We start from the raw sequence: 23,198 nt of genomic DNA, 5'->3' as shown, positions 1-23,198 counted from the left end.
GATCTACTCCAAACCACGGATGGCGTGAACCACCAGTAGATCCACGCCATGCGTGGATGGGTTGCCTGACACTACGGATCCACGAGCGTGCCGACGCTCAGCTCCGGCATCCACACCCACAGGTCGTACGCCCGTTCCGCATGGGTATCGCCCCGCAGCCGCGGGGCCACCTGCTCTGGAAGTGGCCGCGCCATGCAACGGTCCGCGCACGCCCACGCCTGGCCACGCAGCGCACCCAACCGCACGCTGTAGATATCCAGGTCCCGCAGCTGGGAGGCCATCGGCCGCCTCTGCATTTCCGGCGGCATACCTTCCGGCCGCCGCAGCATGGCGTGGACATTGCCAGTCAGCACCAGCATGCGTGCATTGTCTGGCAACCCTCGATAGAGCCGTCGCAATTCGGCTGCCATGAAGTCATCGCGCGTCTGGTTGCCGCCACTGCTGGCATTGACGTCATAGCCAACCACTTCGATCACGCGCCCCTGCGCCTTCAGCACACGGAGGCCTTCGATCATCGCCAGCATGTCGCGGCTACGGCGACCATCATGCTGGTCATCGCGCACGGTCCAGAACGCGCGGCCGTGCAGGTGCCGGCGCGCCCTGGCCCCGCCATCGGATTCCAGATAGTCGCGCAGCACAGGGTTCTCGGCGCGTGGCAGTTCCAGCGCCAGCAGGACCGGGCCGTTGCGGCTGTAGTCGTCCACCAGCTGGCGTACCAGCAACGGGGTCTCGCGGGTGCCGTGGAATTCGCCCAGTACCAGCAGGCGGTGCTCACCGGCATGCTGGCGGATCTGCGCGGCGGTGTCATCGGCATGCGCGGTGAGGGCCACACCCAGCGCCAGCAGCAGCGCGGTGGTCCAACGGAAGATCGAATGCATCCCTACGCCTTCCTTTCCTTTGCGGTCAGGAACAGCAATGGCGACGCAGCAACCGCGGTTCAAGTAGATCCACGCCGTGCGTGGATGCTCCCGCCATCAGACCGGGCCTGAGTCGAGCGTGGCTCGACTCTACAAAGGGCAGCCCCTCACAACCAGGGCAGGATCCAGTGGTCCACCAGCAGGAAGGCGAACAGCGCCATCAGGTACACGATGGAGTAATAGAACATCTTCATCGAGAACAATTCGTCCGGCGGGTTGAGCATGCGCCAGGCATACCAGAGGAACACCGCGTTGAGCACGATCGCGCCGCCCAGGTAGAACGCACCGCTCATGCCCACCAGGTACGGCAGCAGGCAGACCAGCGCCAGCACCACCGAATACGCCATGATCTGCTTGCGGGTATGCACCACGCCATGGGTCACCGGCAGCATCGGGATCTCCGCCTTGGCGTAGTCCTCGCGGCGGAAGATCGCCAGCGCCCAGAAGTGCGGCGGGGTCCAGATGAAGATGATCAGCACCAGCAGCGACGAGTACGCCCAGTCCGACGAACCCTGCATGCCGGTCACCGCCGCCCAGCCCAGCATCGGCGGCATCGCGCCGGCCAGGCCACCGATGACGATGTTCTGCGAGGTCGCACGCTTGAGGTACACGGTGTAGATCACCGCGTAGCCGATCAGCGAGGCGAAGGTCAGCACGGCGGTGATCAGGTTCACCCACAGCACCAGGATGGTCATCGACAGCACGATCAGCACGCCGGCGAACACCAGCACCTGCCACGGCTTGACCTTGCCCACCACCAGCGGACGCCACGAGGTGCGCGCCATCTGCGCATCGATGTGCGCGTCCAGCAGCTGGTTGATGGCGGCTGCGGCCGAGGCCGCCAGCCAGATGCCGAGGAAACCGAGCACGCCGGCGCGCACCTGCTCCCAGCTCGGCACGCCCGGAATGGCCAGGACCATGCCGACCAGGGCGGTGAAGACGATCAGGGCGACGACCTTGGGCTTGGTCAGGTCCCAGTACTGGCGGTAATTGGAAAGCATGGAATCAGTCCGGGGCGCGCAGGCGGGCCAGCAGGCTGACCAGCACGAACAACAGGGCAACGGCCACGCCGTTGTGGGCCACCGCCACTTCCAGCGGCAGCGCCAGCTTCACGTTGAGGATGCCGAGGGTGACCTGCAGCACCAGCAGCGCGATCAGCGCGCTGGCCCAGCCACGCATGCTCGGCAAGCGGAACAGGCGCACGCCCAGCCACAGCAGGTAGACGGCCACCACCACCGCGAACAGCCGGTGCGCCATCTGGATGGCGATACGCGAGGCGCCATCCAGCACGCCCCCCTCGTAGTCCACGCCGATGCCACGCCACAGGGTGAAGCCTTCGACAAAGTTGTGCTGCGGCCACCACTGGTTGGCGCAGCGCGGGAAGTTGTCCAGCGAGGCGCTGCCGCCACCGCAGGCCAGCGCCGCGTAGTTGGCACTGACCCAGCCCCCCAGTGCGATCTGGGTGACCAGCACCGCCACACCGATGCGCAACAGCCACTTCAGCTTCGGCGCCTCGGCCAGGGTGATCGGCATGTGCGTTGCGCGCCAGGCCATCCACACCAGCAGGCCGAACATCAACATGCCGCCCAGCAGATGGCCCATCACCACGATGGGTTTGAGCAGCAGGGTCACCGTCCACATGCCCAGCAGGGCCTGGAAGATCACCACCGCCAGGGTCAGCAGTGCAGCGCGCGCCAGGTCGATATTGCTCCAGCGCAGCGCCGCGATCAGCAGGATCGCCTCGCCGATCAGCGCCAGCACGCTGGCCGTGCCATGCCAGCCCATCATGTACAGCGGTATGCCAGCGGCCACCAGCACACAGGCAGTCACTACCGCCGTGCTTCCGAATCGCCGCTTGCGCGTGGCCAGCAGCGCCAGAGTCAGGATCTCGATGCCCAGCGCGCCGGCCAGGAAGCGATGCACCTGCTCACGCCAGGCCTTATGGGTCTCCAGCGGGCGGATCTCCGCCGCCGGGTGGCCGATGGTCTCTTCCACGTGCTGCGGCCAGGTGGCCTGGCCATAGCAGGTCGGCCAGTCCGGGCAGCTCAGGCCGGCATCGGACAGGCGCACGAAGGCGCCGAACATGATCGTGCTCGCGGTCATGATCATGGCGAACCACGCCAGGCGGTGGAAATTGCGGTGCAGCGCCGGACGCGCGGAAAGGCTCATCAAACGGGACTCACTTCAGTTTCAGCAACGTGGCCATGTCCTTGCGCAGGCCACCCAGGTCGGTGCCCGGGGCATGACGCATGATCACGAAGCCGTTCGGATCGATCACGTAGACCGGCAATCCCGCCGGATCATCGACGCCAGGCAGCGCCGCGCGCAGGGCTGGCGACGGAGCCAGCGGCCGCAACGCGGGCAGCGAGGCGATCGACGCCGGTGGCGTTCCCAGCCACAGAATCTCGACATTATCGGCGTTATGGCCGAACAGCTGCCACACCTTGCCCAGTCCCTGCGACAAAGTGACGCACTGCGCGTCGCAGGCGCCGGATGGGGCCACCAGCAGGCGCCAGGTGCGGGCCTCGGGATTCCACGGATAAGGCTGGCCGCTGGCCAGGGTGGGCGCCTGCTGGCGCAGGTCCACCGGCGGCTTCAGCAGCTGGCCGGCATTGCGGTGCCCGGTCGGCTGCCAGCCGGTGAAGCGCAGCACGGCGGCCAGCGCCATCGCCCCGAAGAACACGGCAAACAGCAGTACCAGGGTCCGGCGGCCGGAGCCGCGCGCCTGCGGGGACGTAGCAGTGTTCATGCGGGGCATTTTCTCATGGTTGGGTAAGGGATGCCGGTAGTGCCGGCCGCTGGCCGGCAGCCAGGAAACCGAGGGATTGCCGGCCAGCGGCCGGCACTACCGGGTAATCACGCGCCTCCGGCGCCGTTCCAGCACCAGCGCGACCACCAGCACGGTCAGGGCCAACCCGAACCACTGCACGGCGTAACCCAGGTGACGCTGCGGCGGCAGTGTGTTCGGTAGCAGGTCCAGGTCGCGCTCATCGCCGAATGGCAGTGCCGGGTCCAGACGCAGGACGCGGTCGGGCAATGCCTGCAGCCCCAGCGCGCGTGCCAGCCCCTCGGCCGGCAACCGGCTTGCCAGCCAGCGCCCGGCCTCACCGGTGGTGGAGAACGCCGGGCCCAGTGCCAGCCCCGCTGACGGCGGCGGCGCCAGCAGCCCACGTACGGCCACCGGCGAAGGCGGCGACGGCACATCCGGCAGCGTGCGATCCGGCGGCAGCGCGCGCCACCCCAGATCGACCAGCAGCACGCTGCCTTCGTCACTGCGGAACGGGCGATAGATTTTCACCCCGGCGCGGCCATGCCGGGTCTGGTTGTCCAGCAGCACCACGCCGGGCAGGAAGCGGCCGTGGTCGGCCACGCCGTGCAACGCGCCGGTCGCCGCGAGTGCCTGCGACAGCGGCAATGCCTGTGCCACAGCTGGACCCTGCGCATCCAACATTGCCTGTTTGGCATGCATGCGCTGCAGCTGCCACAGCCCCAATGCGGTGAAACCGGCCATGGCCAGCACTGCCAGCAGCCATCCGATCACGCGCGTGTGCTGGCGCATCATGACAAGTCCGCGCAAACGCGGTCAGATAGGCCCATCCACCCTGCCCTCGAGCCGCGCATGAGTGATTCGTTGAAGACCCTGCTGGTAATCGCGTTTCTGATTGTCATCGTCTGGAATCTGGGCGCCGGCCTCTATTACCTGCTGGTCGACCGCGGCCAGACCAAGCGCACGGTCAACGCACTGACCCGCCGCATCGCGGTATCGGTGGCGTTGATCCTGCTGGTGATCGTGAGCATCTACATGGGCTGGATCAAACCGCACGGCATCGGCGGCTGAGGCCACCGATGCGTGCGTGATCAAAGCACGTAGACGAACATGAAGAGCATCAGCCACACCACGTCGACGAAGTGCCAGTACCACGCGGCAGCTTCGAAACCGAAATGGTTGTCGCGGGTGAAGTGCCCCTTGGCCGAACGCAGCCACATCACGATCAGCATGATAGTGCCCAGCAGCACGTGCGCGCCGTGGAAGCCGGTCAGCATGAAGAACGTCGACCCGTAGATACCCGAGCCGAGCGTCAGGTTCAGTTCCTTGTAGGCGTGGATGTACTCCTCCGCCTGCAGGGTCAGGAAGCCCAGGCCAAGTACCACGGTCAGGCCCAGCCAGATCAGCAGCTGGCGGCGGTTGCCGGCCTTCAGGGCATGGTGGGCGATGGTCAGGGTCACACCGGAGGTGAGCAGGATCAGCGTATTGATCAGCGGCAGGCCCCAGGCCGGAATGGTCTGGAATGCGCCACCGATCGCGGCCGGGCCGTTGGTCGGCCAACCTGCCGAATAGCCCTGCCAGAGCAGCTCGTTGGTCATCACCCCGCGGCCTTCGCCACTGAGCCACGACAGGCCCAGGTTGCGGGTGTAGAACAGTGCGCCGAAGAAGGCGCCGAAGAACATCACCTCGGAGAAGATGAACCAGATCATCCCCATCCGGAAGGAGCCATCGACCTGGTGGTTGTAGTTGCCGGCCTGCGATTCGCGCACCACGTCACTGAACCACCAGAACAGGGTCAGTACCAGCATCGCGATGCCGATGTAGAACGTCCAGCGCCCCCAGCTGGCATCGTTGAGCCAGCTGGCCACGCCCACCATGGTCACCATCATCGCGATGGAACCCACGAACGGCCATTTGCTCTGGGCCGGGACGAAGTACACGTTGGCGTCGGTCGGTGTCTGGGCCATGTCGGTATCCGGGTCAGGGTGCGGCGTGCGCGCCTTCCGAGGTAGCGGCCGGGGCCAGCCGATCGGACAGCGCGTCGTTGCGGTAGAAGGTGTAGGACAAGGTGATCGTCCTGATCTCCGGCGGCAGGTCCGGATCGACGATGAAACGCACCGGCATGTCGCGCTTTTCGCCAGCCTGCAGCGTCTGCGCGGTGAAACAGAAACATTCGGTCTTGCTGAAGAAGCCCGACGCACGCGCCGGCGCCACCGAAGGCACCGCACTGCCGACCACCGCCTGCTGGCTGTCGTTGCGGGCGAAGTACAGCGCTTCGTTGAGTTCGCCGGGCACCACGTCCATGGTCAGCTGCTCGGGGTGGAACGACCACGGCAGGCGCGAATTGACGCCGCCATCGAACTCCACGCGCACAGTGCGCTTGCCGGCCGCCGCACCCGCACTGGCTTCGCCACCGGGACCGCGCTCCAGGCGCACACCGAACACCTTCTCGCAGGCGATGCGGTATAGCGGCACCAGCGAGAACGTGAGCAGGAACACCGCCACCGCCACACCGATCAGGCGCGGCAGCCCCGCACTGCGTGACGGTGTGCTGGCCGGTACCTCGCTCATCGGCCGATCACCCCGCTGAGGATGAAGCCGACGTAGACCAGCACGGCGATGGCGCCGACCCACATCGCCGTGCGCCTGGCGCGCTGGCGTTGCTGTTCGATGCTTCCGCCCTGGTAGAGCCGACCGCTGGTCGGCTGCTTTTCGTCAGTCAAGCCTGGCTCGACTCTACCGATCGGCAGCGGGCTCTCGTTATGCATGCCCCACCTCAATGCGTGATGTCGTCATGCGCCAGATCTCCCGGGCGGATGGTCGGCGGCGTGGTGAAGGTGTGCGCCGGTGCCGGCGACGGCAGCGTCCACTCCAGGCCGCGTGCACCCTCCCAGGAGCGGGCCTCGGCCTTCTCGCCATTGCGCAGCGAGGACAGCAGGATCGCGGCCATCATGAACGGGGTGACGAACATGCCGAACGCACCGATCGAGCTGATCAGGTTCCAGTCGGCAAACGCTACGCTGTAGTCCGGAATGCGGCGCGGCATGCCGGCCAGGCCGAGGAAGTGCTGCGGGAAGAACAGCAGGTTGACGAACACGATCGACCACCAGAAGTGCACCTTGGCCCACTTCTCGCTGTACATCCGTCCCGTCCACTTCGGCCACCAGTAATACACCGCCGCGATCAGCGCGAACACCGCACCGGTCACCAGCACGTAGTGGAAGTGGGCGACCACGAAGTAGGTGTCGTGGTACTGGAAGTCGGCGGCGACGATCGCCAGCATCAGGCCGGAGAAGCCACCGATGGTGAACAGGATGACGAAGGCCACCGACCACAGCATCGGTGCCTCGAACGTCAGCGAGCCACGCCACATGGTGCTGACCCAGTTGAACACCTTCACGCCGGTCGGGATCGAGATCAGCATGGTGGCGAACATGAAGTAGATCTCGCCGCCCAGCGGCATGCCCACGGTGAACATGTGGTGGGCCCAGACGATGAACGACAGAAAGGCGATCGCGGCGGTCGCGTACACCATCGCCTGGTAGCCGAACAGCGGCTTGCGGCTGAAGGTCGGGATGATCTCGCTGACCACGCCGAAGGCAGGCAGGATCATGATGTAGACCTCGGGATGGCCGAAGAACCAGAAGATGTGCTGGTACATCACCGGGTCACCGCCACCGGCGGCATTGAAGAAGCTGGTGCCGAAGAACTTGTCGGTCAGCAGCATGGTCACCGCGCCGGCCAGCACCGGCATCACCGCGATCAGCAGGAAGGCGGTGATCAGCCAGGCCCAGCAGAAGATCGGCATTTTCAGCAGGTCGATGCCCGGCGCACGCATGTTGAGCACGGTGGCGATGATGTTGATCGCGCCCATGATCGAACTGATGCCGGCCACGTGGATGGCGAACACGCTGAAAGCGACGTTGTAGCCGCCCTGCAGCGACAGCGGCGGGTACAGCGTCCAGCCACCGGCCGGTGCACCGCCCGGCAGGAACAGGGTCAGCAGCAGCAGGCTGAATGCCACCGGCAGCAACCAGAACGACCAGTTGTTCATGCGTGGCAGCGCCATGTCCGGCGCGCCGATCTGCAGCGGGATCATCCAGTTGGCCAGTCCGACGAAGGCCGGCATCACCCCGCCGAAGATCATCACCAGCGCATGCACGGTGGTCATCTGGTTGAAGAACTCGGGCTTGACGAACTGCAGGCCCGGCTGCGCCAGCTCGGCGCGGATCACCACGCTCATCGCCGCGCCGATGATGAACATGATGAAGCTGAAACCGAGGTACAGCGTGCCGATGTCCTTGTGGTTGGTCGAGAAGAACCAACGTTCGAAGAAGCTCTGGTGGTGATGGTGATCGTCGTGCCCAACTGCCGAGTGCGCCATTGCAAAACACCTCTCAGAATCGGTTGTCACCGCGGCCGCGAACGGCTGCGGGCTTTACATCACGCTCCGCTGGCCGCGGTGGCAGGCGCGCTGCCCGCTTCTGCAGCAGCAGGCGCAGCCGGTGCCTCGCCCGTCGGTGCAGTCGGTTCGGCAGGTGCCGCAGGCGTGGCGGGCTCGGCGGGCGGCGCCGGCTTGCGCTGCGCCAGCCACTGCTTGAACTCTTCCTTGGACACCGCCTCGACCACGATCGGCATGAAGCCGTGGTCCTTGCCACACAGCTCGGCGCACTGGCCGCGGTAGACACCCGGCTGCTCGATGCGGGTCCAGGCTTCGTTGATGAAGCCGGGGATGGCGTCCTGCTTCCAGCCCAGCGCCGGTACCCACCAGGCGTGGATCACGTCGTCGGAGGTGATGACGAAACGCACCTTGGTATCGACCGGCAGCACCAGGCGGTTGTCGACATCCAGCAGGTAGTGCGGATGGCTTTCGCGGGTCGGCACGATGCCGCTCTGCCGCACCCGGTCGGACTCGCGGTCCAGGCGGCTGGTGAAGGTGACGTTCTCGCCGAGGTATTCGTACTTCCACATCCACTGGTAGCCGGTGACCTTCACCGTCATCTCGGCATCGCGGGTGTCGTACATCTTGATCAGGTTGGCCGTGGCCGGCCATGCCATCACGATCAGGATGATCACCGGGATCACTGTCCAGATGATCTCGGCCTTGGTGTTGTGGCTGAAGGTGGCCGCGACCGCGCCCTTGGATTTGCGGAACTTGAAGATGGCGTAGGCCATCGCCCCGAACACGATGACGCCGATCACCGTGCAGATGATCAACGACAGGTTGTTCGATTCCCAGGCCAGGCGCGAGGTCTGGGTCACCCCCTTGCCCATGTTCAGCTGCCACGGCTTCGGATCGGCCGCCTGGGCCCAGGCCAACGCCGGCATCAGTCCCCCGGTCGCCAGCATCGCGGCGACCGCGTTCACGCACTTCGTGCCCCACCTGCTGCTTTGCTTCATTGCCTAGACCCTTAGCGTCGTCGGTTGCCGCCATCGCTGGCGGCGAGCAAGCTTTCAAGTGTCTCTGCGAGCGTCTGACGTTCGGCCGGCGCGAGGAAACTCCCCACCTCCACCTGCCGGCCGCTGGATGCCAGCCGGACCCTCTCATCGTCGGTGAGCAGGCGCACCCAGTGGGGATGGGCCCGGAACACCGGCGATCCACCGGGTACGGGGATGACCTCCACGTACGCCGGCACTACCCGGATCTCCTCCTGCCGTTCACCGCTGCGCCACAAGGCACGCAGCGCGGCCGCCAGCACCAGGCTGTACAGCAGCGCGAACAGGGGGGCGAATGCATTGCCGGCCCACCACCCGAGGGCGGACACCAGCCACATCGCACCCGACAACACGGTGAACAACAGGACGAACTGCCGGGCATCGAGCGCCCGTGGGGGACGCAGCCGCAGCTGCGTACCTGACCCATCCGGAGCTGGAAGCACCTCGATCATGTCGCAACCGCGTTCCTGCCGCGGGAAACGCCTCGATGGTAGCCCCGCCCTCTCGCCGGTAGCAAGGGTGCATTCACACATTTTCCGATGCTGCAACACAGCATGAGGTCGGCGGTACGAATGACGAATTCGGCATAAACTCCTACGCACTTGCTGAACACGCTGAATCCACCGCAGCTATTGGCTATCAGCGCTTCACGAAGGTGGCTGCTGGGCACTTCCGCAACCCGCAAAAATGATTAAAATCGCCAAGTTTTCCACTGGCCGGACCGGCATGAACGCACCTTCCTCCTCCCCTGCAGCCCACGACGCCCCGCGTCCCGGCGCGTTGCTGTCGCCGCAACTGCCGGCGCCCCCCAACCCGTTCCGCCAGGCCATCACCGACGCCTGGTTGAAGGACGAGGCCACCCACGTGCGCGAGCTGCTGGCGCAGGCCCGCCTGCCCGCCGACGAGCAGGCCCGGGTGCAGGCACTGGCGGCCGACCTGGTCGGCCGCGTGCGCGTGCGCGCCAAGGACCAGGGCGCGATCGAAGCCTTCATGCGCCAATACGACCTGGGCAGCGAGGAAGGCGTGCTGCTGATGTGCGTGGCCGAGGCACTGCTGCGTATTCCGGACCAGGACACCGCCGACAAGCTGATCCGCGACAAGCTGGCCGATGCCGACTGGGAAAAGCACCTGGGCGGCAGCGACTCGGTGCTGGTCAATGCCTCCACCTGGGGCCTGATGCTGACCGGCAAGCTGGTGCAGATGAACGACGCCACCCGCGCCGATGCGCCCAGCGCGTTCAAGCGCCTGGTCGGCCGCGTCGGTGAGCCGGTGGTGCGCCTGGCCGTGCGCCAGGCGATGAAGATCATGGGCCACCAGTTCGTCATGGGCCGCACCATCAGCGAAGCGCTGGCGCGCTCGCACAAGGGCGACAACGCCAGCTACCGCTACTCCTTCGACATGCTCGGCGAAGGTGCGCTGACCATGAAGGACGCGCTGCGCTACCTGGAAGACTACCGTCGTGCGATCCACGCCATCGGCGGCGATCACAAGGCACGCGGCGGCCGTCCGGATGGCGACGTCAACAATGCCCCGGGCATCTCGATCAAGCTGTCGGCGCTGTACCCGCGCTACGAGCACGCCAAGCGCGAGCGCGTGCTGAAGGACCTGGTACCGGGCGTGCTGGAACTGGCACAGCTGGCCAAGAGCTACGGCATCGGCTGCACTGTCGACGCCGAAGAGTCCGACCGCCTGGAACTGTCGCTGGACATCATCGAGCAGGTGTTCTCTGACGCGTCGCTGTCCGGCTGGGATGGCTTCGGCGTGGTCGTGCAGGCCTACCAGAAGCGCACCCCGTACACGATCGACCACCTGGCCGACATGGCGCGCCGCGCCGGTCGCCGCCTGCAGGTGCGCCTGGTCAAGGGCGCGTACTGGGACGCCGAGATCAAGCGCGCGCAGATCGAAGGCTACCCGGGCTACCCGGTGTTCACCCGCAAGCAGAACACCGACGTGTCCTACCTGGCCTGCGCCAAGCGGCTGTTCACCCATGCCGACGCGATCTACCCGATGTTCGCCACGCACAACGCGCACACCATCGCGGCCGTGCGCAGCATCGCCAACGGCGGCGTGTACGAGCACCAGAAGCTGCACGGCATGGGCGACGACCTGTACGCCGAAGTGGTGCCGGCTGACCGCCTGGGCCTGCCCTGCCGCGTGTATGCACCGGTCGGTTCGCATGAAGACCTGCTGCCGTACCTGGTGCGCCGCCTGCTGGAAAACGGCGCCAACTCCAGCTTCGTCAACCGCATCACCGACGAACGCGTACCGATCGCCGACCTGATCCGCGATCCGGTCGAGATGGTCGCCTCGTTCGCTTCGATTCCGCATCCCAAGATCCCGCTGCCGGTTGACCTGCTGCGCAGCCAGAACCACGACAGGAAGAACTCCATGGGCGCCAACCTCGCCAACGACAACGAACTGCGCGCCCTGGCCGAGCAGATCAACGCGGCTGTGAAGCCCTGGCAGGCCGCCCCGCTGGTGCCGGGTGCCAACCCGACCGGCGCCGCGCTGCCGGTGACCAACCCGGCCGACACCCGTGAAGTGGTTGGCCAGTGGCTGGCCGCAGACGCCGCCACCGTGCAGAAGGCCCTGGCCAACGCCGTAGCCGCGCAGCCGGCCTGGAACCGCACCCCGGCCGCCAGCCGCGCCGCCATCCTCGAGCACGCCGCCGACCAGTTGGAAGCACGCATGCCGGAATTCATGGCGCTGTGCGTGAAGGAAGCCGGCAAGAGCCTGCCCGACAGCATCGCCGAAGTGCGCGAAGCGGTGGACTTCCTGCGCTACTACGCCAAGCAGGCGCGCGAGCAGTTCAGCCACGCCGAGAAGCTGCCGAGCCCGACCGGTGAGTCCAACGAGCTGCAGCTGCACGGCCGCGGCGTGTTCGTCTGCATCAGCCCGTGGAACTTCCCGCTGGCGATCTTCCTGGGCCAGGTCGCTGCCGCCCTGGCCGCCGGCAACAGCGTGATCGCCAAGCCGGCCGAGCAGACCAACCTGATCGGCTACTACGCGGTGAAGCTGCTGCACGACGCCGGCGTGCCGGCCGAGGTGGTGCAGTTCCTGCCGGGCGACGGTGCTACCGTCGGTGCCGCGCTGACCGCCGACCCGCGCGTGGCCGGCGTGGCCTTCACCGGCTCCACCGACACCGCCCGTGCGATCAACCGCGCGATGGCGGCGCGTGACGCCGCCATCGGTGTGCTGATTGCCGAGACCGGCGGCCAGAACGCCTTCATCGCCGATTCGTCGGCGCTGCCGGAACAGCTGGTCAAGGACGCGATCGGTTCGGCCTTCACCTCCGCCGGCCAGCGCTGCTCGGCCGCGCGCGTGCTGTTCGTGCAGGACGACATCGCCGACAAGGTGATGACCATGCTGGCCGGTGCGATGAAGGAACTGAAGGTCGGCAACCCCGGCCTGCTGTCCACCGACGTCGGCCCGGTGATCGACGCAGATGCGCTGAAGATCCTGCAGGACCACGCTGAGCGGATGGACCGCGAAGCGCGCCTGATCGCCGCCGCCGAGCTGTCGGCCGAGGCCGCCAACGGCACCTTCTTCGCACCGCGCGCGTACGAACTGAAGGACCTGGGCCAGCTGCAGAAGGAAGTGTTCGGCCCGGTGCTGCACGTGATCCGCTGGAAGGGCGACCAGCTCGACGCGGTGATCGACCAGATCAACGCCACCGGCTACGGCCTGACCCTGGGCGTGCATTCGCGTATCGACGAGACCGTCGACCGCATCAGCAACGGCGTCCATGTCGGCAACGTCTACGTCAACCGCAACCAGATCGGTGCGGTGGTCGGCGTGCAGCCGTTCGGCGGTCAGGGCCTGTCCGGCACCGGCCCGAAGGCCGGCGGCCCGCACTACCTGCTGCGCTTCGCCACCGAAAAGACGGTGACGGTGAACACCACCGCCGCCGGCGGCAACGCCTCGCTGCTGACCCTGGGCGACTGATCGCCCGGTTGATGCAGTGAACGAAAAAACCCCGCGAAAGCGGGGTTTTTTATGCCTTGCTTCCTGTAGAGCCGGGCCCACGCTCGGTTTTCCTCGCACAGCCGAGCGTGGGCTCGTTCTACAGAGGCTGGGCCACACTGAACCGATTGTCCGCACGCTTCGCCAGCTCGCCGTGCACGCGCGCGATGCGCGCTTCCAGGCCCCCCTCCAGCAGCACGTATTCGACTCCCCGCGCCTCCAGCTCGCGCACGTACCACGCATGCTGCTGCGCCCGGAAGGCCTCGCCCACCCGCGTGCCGTCCTGGTCGAACGGGATATCCGGCGCACACAGGAACAGCAGGTCATACGGTCGCAATGCAGCCTGCCGCAGTGCCTCCGGCGCCGTACCAGACATCCAACCGCTGTAGCCCAGCGTCACCAGCGGCGTGGTATCGCAGAACAGCCAGCGATGCGCATGCCGTGCGGTCTCGTCTTCGTGCTGCGGCTGTGCCATTGCGATGCGAAGCAGATCATCTGGCGTCAGCTCTCCGCCCTGCTGCTCCCATAGCGTGCGGCCATACTCCGGCACCCAGGCGGTCTGCAGTCGCTCGGCCATCACGCGCGCCAGCGTGGTCTTTCCGCTGGACTCGCCACCAATGAACGCCACGCGCTGCACATAGCCGGCATAGACCTTCGGTGCAAGGCCATGACGGTGCGCATGCGGATCGGCGCGCAGCTGGGTGCCACACGCCTGCCCGACGTCCAGTGCGCGATCGAACCGCTCATGGCGTACTGGCGCACCGAAGTGCGTGGCCAACGCCTGCGCGAAGCCGTCACCGTATTCCTCGCCGGTGTACACCGCCTGCACCGGCCCGCCGAACAGGCTCAGGCACAGCCAGGCGGTGAACTCGCGCTGCACGTGCTCGTTGTCGCTGTCCTGCGGCAGCGAGCGCACGTGCAAACCGTGCTGGGTGCACAATGCCGCCAGGCGCGCATCATCGAGCACCGCCACCGTCGCCTGCGGGAAGCGCGCTCGCAGCCAGCGCTCGCGACGCTCGGCGCTGTAGCCTGGGAAACCCGGCTGCGACCAGCCAATCACCAGCAGCTGCCGGCAGCGCGTGGCGGCGAACTCGATCAGGCGTTCGTGGCCGAGGTGCAGCGGGCAGAACTTGCCCACCACCAACCCCCGCGCAACGCGCTCAGGCGGCGGCATCGGCTGCCTTGGCCTCGGTCCGCATCAGATGGCGCCAATGGCGCAGGGCGACCAGCGCGTTTATCCAGAAACCGATGTACAGGATCGAGGTCAGGTGCAGGCCACGGCTGTAGTACAGCGGCACCGCCACGCTGTTCACCAGCAGCCACACCCACCACGATTCCAGCTTGCGGCGCATCATCAGGATCTGCGCGATCACGCTCAATACCAGCACCGCCGAATCGATGTAGGGCGCATAGGCGTTGGTCAGTCGGGCCAGCATCCAGCCGTAGCCGAAGGTGGCCACTACCGCCAGCGGCGCCAGCCAGGCCCAGGCACGTGGGCGCAGCGCAGTGATCGGCAGCGGCGCGCCATGGTCACCACGCAGCCACTGCCACCAGCCCAGCACGCTGATGGCGATGAAGAAGAACTGCAGCACCATGTCCGCATACAGGTGCGAGCGCTCGAAAACCGCAGCAAACAGCGCACAACCGACGATGCCCAGCCACCAGGTGTGCACGTTGTTGCGACCGGCCAGCAGGATCGAGCCAGCGACGGCGATGTTGGCAGCCAGCTCCAGCTGGAAGTTCGGATCGGACAGGTTCATGACGCCATTGTCATGGATTCGCCCCCTGCGTACACAACCGGGCGTAGCCACGCCCGACGTGGATGCCCTGGGCCGCACTGCAAAAAGAAGGCCCCGCTTACGCGGGGCCTTCCGTGTCTTGCTTCAGGCAATCGCCTGGATCAGAACTTGTACTGGAACGAAGCTGCCAGCACGTCGCCACGAACCTTGTACTTGCCAGCCAGCGAGTTGCCCTGGTTGTTGGTAGTCGGCTTGATGTTCACGTTCGGGTCGCTGGTGAACAGGTGGGTGTAGCCGAAGTTGTATTCGGTGTTAGCCGACGGGGTCCAGCCCACGCCCAGCGACAGCCACTTGCGGCTGGTATCTGGCACGCGCACATCGCGATGAGCGTCGGTAGTCGGGGTCTGGTCCAGCGCGACACCACCGCGCAGGGTGACGGTATCGCTCAGCTTGTAGTCCGCACCCAGCGACACGAAGGTGGTATCGCGATAGCCGAAGTCCAGCACAGAGTCCTTCTGGGCCGAAGCATAGTCGATGGTGACAGCGTCGAATGCGGTCGACCAAGCGGTGCGGGTGACGTCACCCATCACGGTCCAGCGGTCGTTGACCTTGTGGGTCACACTGAGGGTTGCCGACGCCGGCAGCTTTACGGTTGCCTTCCCGCTGGTGCTGACGAACTGGCCCGGCTGAGTCTGTCCCAGGATGGTCGCGGTGCGGCCATTGTCGTTCGGCATCAGGAAGGTGGCATCGCCACCGGTGATCTTGTGCGTAACCTTGGAGCGGTAGCTCAGGCCGATGTGGGTATTCTCATCGATCGAGAACAGACCACCGACCGTCCAGCCCACTGCATTGTTGTCGCCTTCAACGGTCAGCTTGCCGTCGGCGCTGCCCGGGGCGTAACCCGGCACGCGGGCCTGGGCCAGCGCAGTACCGAAATCGATGTTGTTGCTCAGCTCGATAGTCAGGTGCTCGACGAACACCGACGCACCGAAGGAAACGTACGGGTTGACGTCATAGGATGCGGCGAAGCCGAGGTCGATCGCCTTCAAATCGGTCTTCAGGCCGCTGTAGCGACCCACCCAACCATTGTCGTACTGGGTCTTGAAACCAAACGGAGCAGTCAGCGACACACCGAAGTGCGCCTTCTCGCCGACTGGCATATGGAAGTATGCGGCCGGAACCGGGGCGATCATTCCAGCGTCGCCGCCGTCACCGCCGGTCTGCGCGGCGCCGGTCGGCTTACGGCCTTGGCCTTTGAACTCGGCCTTGAAGCTGATGGCGCTCAGGTCACCCTGAATCAGGGTGCCATCAAGCTGGCGCATGCCGGCCGGGTTGACGGCGATGATGGAGGCGTCGCCTTCGGCGCTGCCGGAGCCGGCGAACGCGCGGCCCAGGCCCTTGGCGCTGTTTTCCTTCAGCTGGAAGGCGGCAGCATTGGCATCGGCGGCGGCCAGCGCACCGGCAACGCCGACGGCCAGCAGGGTCAGTCGGGCAATGGTGGAAGCGGTTTGCATCGTAGTTCTCTCTCTCCGGTAAGCGGTGATGGTGCTCTGAGTGCGCCTGCGCCCGGCAGGCCCAGAGGCCCGTCGAAGCGCGCCGGATTCCCCTCCCGACATACGACGCCGTATGCGAGTATTACCCAGAGCCGTTAATGAAACAATAACGACGCAGGCGGTTTTTCCGTCTCAAAAGCTGAACAGGACAATCCCCGTCGCAAGCGCCCGCACGCTAGGCTAGTGCCATGTTCGTCTCCCTCCCGTCCCGCAAGAAGGCGGCCCTCCGCTGGGCTACGCCCGTGCTGTTTGCGGCACTGTGGCTGGCGTTCCTGTGGTCGATCTCGCGTCCGGACGATGCCCGCGGCAGTCTCTGGCTGGACTGGGGCGCCCTGTCCACCGGCCTGACCCACCCGCTCGACTGGTGGGCGACGCTGCAGGACGGCAGCGTGCTGCGCCTGTTCACCGCCCTGTTCCTGCACGCGGACTGGTCGCACCTGCTGGGCAACCTGGTGTTCCTGCTGATCTTCGGCCTGCCCGCCGAGCGGGTGCTGGGGCCCTGGCGCCTGCTGCTGCTGTTCCTGGTCGGCGGCGCGGTATCGAATCTGGTGGCCATCTACACCATGGGCAGCCCGGACCAGATCATCATCGGTGCCAGCGGCGCGGTCTCGGCACTGATCGGTGCCTACCTGGCCCTGTTCCCGGGGGCGCGGCTGGGCGTGGTGATCCCGCTTGGCCTGTTCCTGGAATTCGTGCGTGCCCCGGCCTACCTGCTGATCGGGGTGTGGGCAGCGCTGCAGGTGGTGTTCGCCCATATCGGCCCGAGCTTCGGCATGGTGGCCTGGTGGGCCCACATCGGCGGCTTCGTGTTCGGCCTGGTGTACGGGGTCTACGTGCGCGCGGCGATCGCCCGCCGGCTGCGCAAGCGCCACGGCTTCTGACCGCCCGGGTAGTGCCGGCCGCTGGCCGGCATTTGGTTTCTTCTTCCGCCCTTGAGCCGACGCCGGGCATGGCCCGGCGCTACCTCACGGCTTGGCTGGGGCCGGTGCGGGCTTTGCTTCCGGCTTTGCTTCCGGCTTTGCTTCCGGCTTTGCTTCCGGCTGTGCTTCCGGCTTAGGTTCGACCTTCGCTTCCGGCTTCGCCGCAGCGGCCTTCGCGGCCTTGGCCGCATCCGCCTTCGCCGCTTCGGCCTTCAAGCGTGCAGCCACCGAACCCGGGTTCTTCAGCTCGGCCAGCGCGTCATTGATCGGGCCGTCGCCCGGCAGCACCGCACCGGCGTGGTAGCCCTCGGTGCCTTCGTCATCGCCGCGCAGATGGCCTGGCAGGGTCGCTTCGCTGTAATCGCTCAGGCTGGCCGGCAGCGCCTCGTCTTCCGGGCGCGCCGCAGGCTTCAGTTCGACTTCCGGCACGATGCCAGTGGCCTGGATCGACTTGCCACTCGGCGTGTAATAACGCGCGGTGGTCAGCTTCACCGAATCGCCGTTGTCCAGCGGCAGCACGGTCTGCACCGAGCCTTTGCCGAAGGTGCGGCTGCCGACCACGCGCGCGCGCTTGTTGTCGCGCAGCGCCCCAGCCAGCACTTCCGAGGCGCTGGCCGATCCCGCATCGACCAGCACCACCACCGGTGCGCCCTTCAGCAGGTCGCCCGGCGTCGCATCGAACCGTGCATCACTGATGCTGATGCGGCCGCGGGTGCTGACGATGTTGCCCTTGTCGAGCAGGTCGTCGGCCACCTGCACCGCGGCAGTCAGCAGCCCACCCGGGTTGCTGCGCAGATCCAGCACCAGGCCCTTGAGCTGGCCACCGGACTGCTTCTGCAGCTGCTGCAGGTGCTTCTGGAAGTCCGACCCGGTGTCGGCCTGGAAGGTGCTCAGGCGGATGTAGCCGTAGCCCGGCTCCAGCAGGCGGCTGCGCACGCTGGTCACGCGGATGGTCTGGCGGGTGAGGCTGACGTCGAACGGCTTCGGCTTGCCCGCGCGCACGATGGTCAGCACCACCTTGCTGCCGGCCGGGCCACGCAACGGTTCGCTCGCATCAATGGCACTGATCGGCTTGCCGTCGATGGCGATGATCAGGTCACCGGCGAGGATGCCGGCCTTGGCCGCCGGCGTGTCGTCGATCGGCGAGATGACCTTCATGCTGGCGTTGTCGGGCTGCTGCTGCAGCTCCACGCCGATGCCCTCGTAGGCGCCGTTGGCCTGCTCGTCGAAGGCCTGCGCGTCTTCCTTGTTGAAGTATGTGCTGTGCGGGTCGAGGTCGAGCAGCAGGCCGCGCACCGCCGACTGCATCAGCTTCTTGTCATCGACCGGGTCGACATAGGCCGCGCGCACCGCGTTGTACACCGCCACGAAGCGGCGGATGTCCTCCAGCGGCACCTTCGAGGTCACCGCCTCCTCGCTGTTCGCTGCCTGCCCGCTGGTTTCCTGGCTCGGGGCGGGCGCGGTCTGCTGCGCCCAGGACAGCGCCGGCAACAGGGCCAGCAAGAGGGTGGCGGTACGGGCTGCGCGCATGGATCACTCCTGTCGACGGTGGCATGGTGCCCAAGGCACATGCGTCGATTATGCGCGAAGCACAGCTAAATTCCCGTTGAATCCGTCCGCCACGCGACAGCGCCGGATTCAGCGCCGCTGCAGCCAGCTGTCCGGGTTGACCGGCTGCCCGCCCCGGCGCAGTTCGAAGTACAGCGCGGTCACGCCCTGGCCACCGGAATTGCCGACCTTGGCCACCGCATCGCCGCGGCTGACCCGGGCACCCGCATCCTTCAGCAGGGTGTCGTTGTGCGCGTACAGGCTCATGTAGCCGTTGCCGTGATCGACGATCAGGATCATGCCGTAGCCGGTCATCCAGTCGGAGAACACCACGGTGCCGTCGGCCACGGCGGTGACGGTGCTGCCGGCGGGCGCGCCGATCAGCACACCGCTGCTGGTGCGGCCGTCGGGCAGCTTGCCGCCATAGCGGGCCAACAGGTTTCCCGACAACGGCCAGCCCAGGCCACCGACCTTCGGCGCCGGCGCGGAAGCCACGGCAGGCGGGACCTTGGTGGGCGGCGGTGGCGGGCGGCCCTGCGCGGCGGCCTGGCGTGCGGCACGCTCGGCGGCGGCCTTTTCAGCGGCTGCTCGCCGCGCCGCGGCGCGGCGCTCGGCTTCGGCCCTTGCCGCAGCGGCACGCAGGTTGGCCAGCAGCGTCTCCAGTGCCTTGGCGTCCTGGCCCAGCGCCTGTTCCTTCTCGCGCTGGTCCTTGAAGCGCTCATCCAGCGAGGCGACGGTCCTGGCGCGATCGCGACGGTCGGCTTCCAGCGCCGCAGCCTGCTGCTTCTGGTCCTGCTGCGCACCCTGCAGCTTCTGCTTGCGCTCGGCGATCTGCGCCTGCAGCACTTCCAGCTCTTTCAGGTCGGCTGTCAGCGTGGTGATGCGCTGTGCCCGCTCGCGTTGCAGGTAGCGGTGGTAGGCCAGGGCACGATTGGCATCGGCCACCGTGTCCTGCGACAGCAGCAGCTTCAGAGGTGCATGGTTGCCCAGCTGGTAGGCCGCACGCAGCAGGCCGGCCAGCTCGCGATGCTGCTGGGCGAGGTTGGCCTGCAGCGTGCTGCGGCGTTGTTCGGCCTCGGCCAGGGCCCTTCCCTGCTCGCGCAGCGCAGTTTCAGTCTGCGCAAGCGCACGGCCGGTGCGGGCCACCTTCTCGTCCGCCTCACGCAGCTGCTGCGAGGCCTGGCCCCGCTGGCCCTCGATCTGCCTGCGCTCCTGCGCCACGCCCTTCAACTCGCTACGCAGCTTCTGCAGCTTGCGCTCGGTCTCGCGGGTGGTCTGAGCGGCGCCCTGCAACGGCAGCGCCAAGGCGATGGCCAGCCCCAACAGCAGGCAGCGCCCGCCGCGGATGACGGCGATGTGATGTCGGCGTGATGGGAAGGCGTTGTCGCGCAAGGGCTTTCCAGTGACTTCAGGCAGTTGCAGGGGGTACCGGGGAATGGTGACATCTCCGCACGCGGCCTGCCAGCCGCACATCCATCGAGGTCCCATGAAAACTCTTTCCATTCCGCTGTTGTTGGGCGTCCTGCTCGTTGCCGGCCCCGCCGGTGCCCAGGACAACATCAGCAAGGTCAACGGCAGCATCAGCGCCGAGCCTGGCCAGCGCTACGGCAAGCTGGATACCGTCAACGGCGGTATCCGGGTTGGTGAAGGCGTCGAGACCGGCAGCATCGACACCGTCAACGGCGGGGTCAAGGTGGCCGACCGTGCACGTACCGGCAAGATTGAAACGGTCAACGGCGGCGTACGCCTGGGCCGCGAGGTGATTGCACACGGCAGCGTCAGCACCGTCAACGGCAGCATCTTCACCGATCGCGGCAGCCAGATCGAAGGCGGCGTCGAAACCGTGAACGGTGGCATCGGCCTGGTCGAAAGCCGCGTCGGCAAGGACGTGGAGACCGTCAACGGCGATATCACCGTCGGCATCGGTTCCCAGGTCAACGGCGGTGTGCACGTGCGCAAGCCGAACTTCAGCGTCTCGCTCACCGCCAGCCGCAAGCCGCGCGTGATCGTCGGCCCGAATGCCGTGGTCAACGGCCCCCTGCAGTTCGAACGCGAGGTGGTGCTTTATGTGCATCGCACCGCGCGCATCGGTCCGGTCACCGGCGCTGAGCCGATCCCGTTCGACACCGAAACCGCTCCGGCGGACTGAGCGCACCGCGCCTTCGGGTTCGGTGATACTCGCTGACACCGGCCGTGCACGACGCGCGGCCGCCCTTTGTTTTCCAGGAATCGACGATGCCCCGCAAACTCCTTCTGTGCCTGGCCGCCGCGGCCGCGCTCAGTGCCTGCAAAGGCGAAGACACGCCGGCCACCGCACCGGCGTCAGCCACCGACACCGCTGCCGCGAAGCCGGCGGCTCATCAGTTCTCCCCGGAGATCAACGCCGGCGACTTCGCCGAGATGGTCAAGACCCTGGCCTCGGATGAATTCGAAGGCCGCGCGCCGGGCAGCAAGGGCGAGGAACTGACGGTCAACTACATCCGCGACCAGATGCAGCGCATCGGCCTGCAGCCGGGCAACGGTGACAGCTGGTTCCAGGACGTGCCGATGACCGAGACCACGGCCGACGCATCGACCGTGCTGAAGATCACCCAGGGTGGCAAAACCACCGAGCTGAAGTTCGGTACCGACATGGTGGTCGGCACCCGTACCGGCCAGGCTGAGGTGAAAGTCGATGCCAGCGACCTGGTGTTCGTCGGCTATGGCGTTGATGCGCCGGAGCAGAAGTGGAACGACTATGCCGGCCAGGACTGGAAGGGCAAGACGGTCGTGATGTTCGTCAACGATCCGGGCTTCCATGTTGACGACGCGAAGCTGTTCGACGGCAAGCGCATGACCTACTACGGCCGCTGGACCTACAAGTTCGAAGAGGCCGCGCGCAAGGGCGCCGCCGCGGCGCTGATCGTGCACGACACCGCCGGTGCCTCCTATGGCTGGGACGTGGTGAAGAACTCCTGGGCCGGCCCGCAGTACGACCTGCCGGCCAAGGATGACCCGGAAGCCCGCATCCCGGTGCAGGGCTGGCTGAGCGCCGACGCCGCCAAGGCGCTGTTTGCCGGTGCCGGCCTGGACCTGGCGCAGGCTTACAAGGATGCGAGCAAGCGCGGCTTCAAGCCGGTGCCGCTGAAGGCCACCGCCACGGTCGACCTGAAGAGCCAGATCGCGCAGAAGCAGTCGCGCAACGTGGTGGGCGTGCTGCCAGGCAGCAAGCGTGCCGACGAGGCCGTGCTGTACATGGCGCACTGGGACCACCTGGGCAAGCACGAGGGTGAAACCGGCGACAACATCTACAACGGTGCGGTCGACAACGCGACCGGCGTGGCCGGCATCCTTGAGGTGGCCGAAGCCATGGCCCACCAGGATCCGAAGCCGGAGCGCTCGGTGGTGTTCCTGGCGGTGACCCTGGAAGAGTCCGGCCTGCTGGGTTCGAAGTACTACGTCTCCCACCCGACCTTCCCGCTGGACAAGATCGCCGGCGTGATCAACCTCGACGCGATGTCGGTGGCCGGCCGTGCCAAGGACGTGACCGTCACCGGCTTCGGCAGCTCGGAGCTGGAGGACATCCTCAAGCCGCTGGCTGCGGCCCAGGACCGCACGCTGCATGGTGAGACCTCGGTGCAGAGCGGCTTCTACTTCCGCTCGGATCACTTCAACTTCGCCAAGGCCGGCGTGCCGGCCCTGTACGCCGATGGTGGCGAGGACCTGCGCGAGGGTGGCGTGGACGCCGGCCGCAAGGCCGCGGCGGACTACGGCGCCAACCGCTACCACGGTCCGAAGGACGAGTTCGACGCGTCCACCTGGAAGCTGGACGGGACTGTCGAGGACCTGCAGCTGATGTACGGCGTCGGCAAGGAACTGGCCGGTGGCGATCGTTGGCCGAACTGGTACGAAGGTAACCCGTTCAAGGCAGCCCGCGACGCGATGATGAAGGACAAGGCTTCGGCAAAGTAAAGCCGGGCCATGCTCGACTGAACATCGTTGAGAGCAGAGCGGCGCCCCACGGGGCGCCGCTTTTCTTTTGTGTACCGTCGGCGGCTCATCCACGGTTGGTGTGGATCTGCCGGTAGTGCCGGCCGCTGGCCGGCAATCGATTGGTAGCGGCCAACCTTGGTTGGCGCCATGCTTCCTCGCGGAGCACCCACGCATGGCGTGGATCTACCGGGCAATGCAACGCCATCGGGTTGCCGGCCAGTGGCCGGCACTACCGGGGTTTCCTGCGCACAAAGAAAAACCCCGCTGCGTGAGCAGCGGGGTTTTGGGTGTAAACCCTGGCGATGACCTACTCTCGCATGGCTTGAGCCACACTACCATCGGCGCAGCTGCGTTTCACTTCCGAGTTCGGGATGGGATCGGGT

Annotated in this window: 21 protein-coding genes and 1 rRNA gene; 5 read left to right on the top strand and 17 right to left on the bottom strand. The window is 66.6% G+C overall.

Annotated elements, in window-relative coordinates; translation table 11 throughout:
* Window positions 1-71 precede the first annotated feature (71 nt).
* The 5 genes from AC5P60_RS18375 to AC5P60_RS18355 form a co-directional block, all read right to left on the bottom strand.
* Window positions 72-878 (bottom strand): hypothetical protein, encoded by an 807-nt coding sequence (locus tag AC5P60_RS18375; RefSeq protein ID WP_033833637.1) that lies wholly within the window; start codon window positions 876-878, stop codon window positions 72-74.
* A gap of 146 nt (window positions 879-1,024) precedes the next feature.
* Window positions 1,025-1,918: a heme o synthase gene (gene cyoE, locus AC5P60_RS18370; RefSeq protein ID WP_111173225.1), complete on the bottom strand. Its 894-nt coding sequence runs from the start codon at window positions 1,916-1,918 to the stop codon at window positions 1,025-1,027.
* A 4-nt stretch (window positions 1,919-1,922) separates the two neighbouring features.
* Window positions 1,923-3,086 (bottom strand): COX15/CtaA family protein, encoded by a 1,164-nt coding sequence (locus tag AC5P60_RS18365; RefSeq protein WP_032129725.1) that lies wholly within the window; start codon window positions 3,084-3,086, stop codon window positions 1,923-1,925.
* Window positions 3,087-3,096: 10 nt separating this feature from the next.
* Window positions 3,097-3,666 carry a redox-active disulfide-containing membrane protein gene (locus AC5P60_RS18360; RefSeq protein ID WP_251103146.1) on the bottom strand — a complete coding sequence of 190 codons (570 nt, stop codon included), beginning with the start codon at window positions 3,664-3,666 and terminating at the stop codon, window positions 3,097-3,099.
* Between the two features lie 96 nt (window positions 3,667-3,762).
* Entirely contained in the window at window positions 3,763-4,479 is a 717-nt protein-coding gene (locus AC5P60_RS18355) for an SURF1 family protein (protein ID WP_483693837.1), read from the bottom strand.
* A 57-nt stretch (window positions 4,480-4,536) separates the two neighbouring features.
* Between AC5P60_RS18355 and AC5P60_RS18350 the strand changes: the two genes are divergently transcribed.
* Complete coding sequence (locus tag AC5P60_RS18350) at window positions 4,537-4,755, top strand: twin transmembrane helix small protein (RefSeq protein WP_005412025.1); 219 nt, start codon at window positions 4,537-4,539, stop codon at window positions 4,753-4,755.
* Between the two features lie 20 nt (window positions 4,756-4,775).
* Here the strand turns inward: AC5P60_RS18350 and AC5P60_RS18345 are convergent, their stop codons facing one another.
* From AC5P60_RS18345 to AC5P60_RS18320, 6 genes are read right to left on the bottom strand one after another with little or no spacing between them, the layout of a single operon-like run.
* Window positions 4,776-5,651 (bottom strand): cytochrome c oxidase subunit 3, encoded by an 876-nt coding sequence (locus tag AC5P60_RS18345; protein WP_005412024.1) that lies wholly within the window; start codon window positions 5,649-5,651, stop codon window positions 4,776-4,778.
* A gap of 13 nt (window positions 5,652-5,664) precedes the next feature.
* A complete protein-coding gene (locus AC5P60_RS18340) occupies window positions 5,665-6,255 on the bottom strand; it encodes a cytochrome c oxidase assembly protein (RefSeq protein WP_483693838.1) in 591 nt (196 codons plus the stop codon).
* On the bottom strand, window positions 6,252-6,452 hold the full coding sequence (locus AC5P60_RS18335; RefSeq protein WP_111173227.1) for a hypothetical protein: 201 nt from the start codon (window positions 6,450-6,452) through the stop codon (window positions 6,252-6,254). Before AC5P60_RS18335 ends, AC5P60_RS18340 begins: the two co-directional genes overlap by 4 nt.
* An 8-nt stretch (window positions 6,453-6,460) precedes the next feature.
* Complete coding sequence (gene ctaD, locus AC5P60_RS18330) at window positions 6,461-8,068, bottom strand: cytochrome c oxidase subunit I (RefSeq protein ID WP_005407790.1); 1,608 nt, start codon at window positions 8,066-8,068, stop codon at window positions 6,461-6,463.
* A 59-nt stretch (window positions 8,069-8,127) separates the two neighbouring features.
* Window positions 8,128-9,084 carry a cytochrome c oxidase subunit II gene (gene coxB / locus AC5P60_RS18325; protein WP_049453411.1) on the bottom strand — a complete coding sequence of 319 codons (957 nt, stop codon included), beginning with the start codon at window positions 9,082-9,084 and terminating at the stop codon, window positions 8,128-8,130.
* A gap of 11 nt (window positions 9,085-9,095) precedes the next feature.
* Window positions 9,096-9,572: a DUF2244 domain-containing protein gene (locus AC5P60_RS18320; protein WP_021202927.1), complete on the bottom strand. Its 477-nt coding sequence runs from the start codon at window positions 9,570-9,572 to the stop codon at window positions 9,096-9,098.
* Window positions 9,573-9,846: 274 nt separating this feature from the next.
* On the opposite strand from AC5P60_RS18320, the gene putA reads away from it, so the two are divergent.
* Window positions 9,847-13,065, top strand: coding sequence for a bifunctional proline dehydrogenase/L-glutamate gamma-semialdehyde dehydrogenase PutA (gene putA, locus AC5P60_RS18315; RefSeq protein WP_483693840.1), 3,219 nt, complete (start codon window positions 9,847-9,849; stop codon window positions 13,063-13,065).
* Between the two features lie 118 nt (window positions 13,066-13,183).
* On the opposite strand, the gene AC5P60_RS18310 is transcribed toward putA, so the two are convergent.
* The 3 genes from AC5P60_RS18310 to AC5P60_RS18300 form a co-directional block, all read right to left on the bottom strand.
* Window positions 13,184-14,257, bottom strand: coding sequence for an AAA family ATPase (locus AC5P60_RS18310; RefSeq protein ID WP_049431231.1), 1,074 nt, complete (start codon window positions 14,255-14,257; stop codon window positions 13,184-13,186).
* Window positions 14,244-14,843: a nicotinamide riboside transporter PnuC gene (pnuC, locus tag AC5P60_RS18305; RefSeq protein ID WP_049431233.1), complete on the bottom strand. Its 600-nt coding sequence runs from the start codon at window positions 14,841-14,843 to the stop codon at window positions 14,244-14,246. The genes AC5P60_RS18310 and pnuC overlap by 14 nt, the downstream gene beginning before the upstream one ends.
* Before the next feature lie 140 nt (window positions 14,844-14,983).
* Window positions 14,984-16,336, bottom strand: coding sequence for an outer membrane protein transport protein (locus AC5P60_RS18300; protein ID WP_049417761.1), 1,353 nt, complete (start codon window positions 16,334-16,336; stop codon window positions 14,984-14,986).
* A 227-nt stretch (window positions 16,337-16,563) separates the two neighbouring features.
* Between AC5P60_RS18300 and AC5P60_RS18295 the strand changes: the two genes are divergently transcribed.
* Window positions 16,564-17,256 (top strand): rhomboid family intramembrane serine protease, encoded by a 693-nt coding sequence (locus tag AC5P60_RS18295; RefSeq protein ID WP_005407784.1) that lies wholly within the window; start codon window positions 16,564-16,566, stop codon window positions 17,254-17,256.
* A gap of 84 nt (window positions 17,257-17,340) precedes the next feature.
* On the opposite strand, the gene AC5P60_RS18290 is transcribed toward AC5P60_RS18295, so the two are convergent.
* Together AC5P60_RS18290 and AC5P60_RS18285 are read right to left on the bottom strand one after the other, a co-directional pair.
* Entirely contained in the window at window positions 17,341-18,825 is a 1,485-nt protein-coding gene (locus tag AC5P60_RS18290) for a S41 family peptidase (RefSeq protein WP_495201797.1), read from the bottom strand.
* A 108-nt stretch (window positions 18,826-18,933) separates the two neighbouring features.
* Window positions 18,934-20,235 carry a murein hydrolase activator EnvC family protein gene (locus AC5P60_RS18285; RefSeq protein ID WP_049454744.1) on the bottom strand — a complete coding sequence of 434 codons (1,302 nt, stop codon included), beginning with the start codon at window positions 20,233-20,235 and terminating at the stop codon, window positions 18,934-18,936.
* Window positions 20,236-20,329: 94 nt separating this feature from the next.
* Here AC5P60_RS18285 and AC5P60_RS18280 point away from each other — a divergent pair, with 94 nt between their 5' ends.
* Both AC5P60_RS18280 and AC5P60_RS18275 read left to right on the top strand, forming a co-directional pair.
* Complete coding sequence (locus tag AC5P60_RS18280) at window positions 20,330-20,992, top strand: DUF4097 family beta strand repeat-containing protein (protein WP_005407780.1); 663 nt, start codon at window positions 20,330-20,332, stop codon at window positions 20,990-20,992.
* Window positions 20,993-21,078: 86 nt separating this feature from the next.
* Window positions 21,079-22,794, top strand: coding sequence for a M28 family metallopeptidase (locus AC5P60_RS18275; protein WP_033834984.1), 1,716 nt, complete (start codon window positions 21,079-21,081; stop codon window positions 22,792-22,794).
* 315 nt (window positions 22,795-23,109) lie between these two features.
* Here the strand turns inward: AC5P60_RS18275 and rrf are convergent.
* Window positions 23,110-23,198: ribosomal RNA gene (gene rrf, locus AC5P60_RS18270) — 5S ribosomal RNA — on the bottom strand; the annotation flags it as partial.

It is taken from the genome of Stenotrophomonas sp. YJH_SMC_120, from assembly GCF_059368675.1.
The sequence above is the reverse complement of the archived record's forward strand: the minus strand, read 5'-3'. Positions and strand labels throughout refer to the sequence as shown.